The sequence below is a fragment of the Streptomyces sp. P5F9 genome (assembly GCF_057961495.1).
This window is the reverse complement of sequence record NZ_JBXVPZ010000997.1, coordinates 1-854: the sequence shown is the minus strand read 5'-3', so window position 1 is coordinate 854 and position 854 is coordinate 1. Positions and strand designations below refer to the sequence as shown.

The window sequence follows — 854 nt, the reverse complement described above, 5'->3', positions numbered from 1 at the left end:
TGGGGGCAGCAGGGGCGGGGCGGGAAGCGGGGTTCGTCGCAGTCGGAGCAGGTCTGGACGCGGAGTTCGCCGTCGCGGGCGTACTGCCAGAAGGGGGCGCCGTCGGCGTCGGTGAGCGGAGTGAGCATGGCGGTCGACTCCTCGTTTCACTTCGTGAGCAGCAGGGCGGAGGTGGGGACGCCCTCGCCCGCCGTCACCAGGCAGGTGGCGGCGTCCGGGACCTGGGCGGTGCTGGTGCCGCGCAACTGCCGTACACCTTCGTTGATCAGGTTGAAGCCGTGGACGTATGCCTCGGAGAGCCCGCCGCCGCTGGTGTTCAGGGGCAGTCGGCCGCCGATCTCCAGAGCGCCCCCCTCTGTGAAGGCGCCGCCTTCCCCTCGTCCGCAGAAGCCGTAGCCCTCCAGGGAGAGCGGGACGAGGGCGGTGAACGCGTCGTAGATCTGGGCGACATCGACGTCCTGCGGGGTGAAGTCGGCGTGTTTCCACAGGTGTCGGGCGGCGGCCCAGGCGGGGCCGGTGAGGGGGTCGTCGTTCCAGTAGTTGACCATGCCGTGGTGCTGGGCGGGGAGGCCCTGGGCGGCTGAGTGGACGTACACGGGGGTGCGCCGGCAGTCGCGGGCGCGCTCGCGGGAGACGACCACACAGGCCAACGCCCCGTCTGTCTCTAGGCAGTTGTCGAAGAGGCAGAGGGGTTCGCTGATCCAGCGGGAGGTCATGTACATCTCGCGGGTGAGGGGGCGGTCGTACATGATGGCCGCCGGATTCTGGTTGGCCCTGTTCCGGCAGGCGAGGGCGACGTTGAACAGGTGATCCCGGGTCGCGCCGTACTCGTACATGTAGCGGCGGGTGAGCAT

2 protein-coding genes are annotated in these 854 nt (G+C 69.7%); both read right to left on the bottom strand.

Annotated features, from left to right (window positions below):
• A partial coding sequence (locus AC31A1_RS52050) for a zinc ribbon domain-containing protein (RefSeq protein WP_489660017.1) occupies positions 1 to 128 on the bottom strand: 128 nt, incomplete at its 3' end.
• Positions 129 to 146: 18 nt separating this feature from the next.
• On the bottom strand, positions 147 to 854 hold a 708-nt coding region (locus AC31A1_RS52045; RefSeq protein ID WP_489660016.1), incomplete at its 5' end, for a thiolase C-terminal domain-containing protein.